This is a genomic window from Mesorhizobium sp. M4B.F.Ca.ET.089.01.1.1 (genome assembly GCF_004022605.1).
Lineage (GTDB): Bacteria > Pseudomonadota > Alphaproteobacteria > Rhizobiales > Rhizobiaceae > Mesorhizobium > Mesorhizobium abyssinicae.
Genome location: NZ_RZOS01000943.1, coordinates 1 through 977, shown reverse-complemented (window position 1 = coordinate 977; position 977 = coordinate 1). Strand labels below are relative to the sequence as shown.

Here is a 977-nt window from a genome sequence, read left to right as displayed (position 1 = left end):
GTACAGCAGACATGCCCACCTCCAGCTCGGTGCGCATCGCCCGGGCTTAGGCGGGCGGCGGCCACCTCCAGCGTCAGGCGGTCGAGCGGGCTCGGCGTCCTGGCGATTATTGCCACAGGGTGTAGTGCACGCCGTCTTCGAGAGGTCATTACGCGACGAAGCAGCCTTCGTCGCGCGCACAGTTGGGCTTCTTCAACGGGATGCTAATTACTCTGGAAGGCACCAGCATCTTATCTCCTTTTCCTGCTGGTGCGGTCCAGCGGGAGTTCGATGCGCATCCGACTGTCAGAGTTTGAGCGATCGCGCCACGAGCGCTACTCCTTCGTTGGCGTCGACATGCGCGCCCGATCGTATGGCGAAGACGATGGATGTTCCAGGCGCCCGGATGTCAATGGACTCAGCGGACAGCGAATCCATCGGATGCAGGATGCCTATGAGATCTCCCTCCTTCACTTCATCCAACACCGAGCAGCGAGGTTCGAAGATGCCCGGTGCAGGCGATTTCAACTCGTCGGACGGATGCGTTTCGAGCGTTTGGCCGGACTTCTGTTGACGGAACGTTGGATACTTGGCTTTACCCTCGACCAACCCGAGCGCGATGAGCGCGTTGCGTACTCCAGCCTCGTAGATGGCGAGATTATCCGCGCCGACCGTGCCGCCGCCGAATTCAGCGCACACAAAAACCTTGCCCTGCTCCTGGGCCAGGATATCGAACATTCCAGCCGTGTCGTTGTAATCCCAGACCAATGACAAGGGCAATTTAAACGCTTCCGCCATTCTCACCGTCCTGGCCATAAGATCGAGATCGGCAATGGGGTGCGTCGTGGCCGCCGGTGGAAAATCCCACGTTGGTCCGAAGCTGTGCAAATCAAATACAGTGTCGGCCATTGGCAACAATACGCGCGAAACCGCATCCGCGATTCGTTGTGTCACTGACCCGTCGGCGCGGCCCGGAAACACGCGATTGAGATTCAACC

Annotated in this window: 1 protein-coding gene; it reads right to left on the bottom strand. The window is 59.3% G+C overall.

Annotated elements, in window-relative coordinates:
- Positions 1-285: 285 nt before the first annotated feature.
- The coding region (locus tag EN780_RS35215) for a succinylglutamate desuccinylase/aspartoacylase family protein (RefSeq protein ID WP_128276538.1) at positions 286-977 on the bottom strand (692 nt) is incomplete at its 5' end.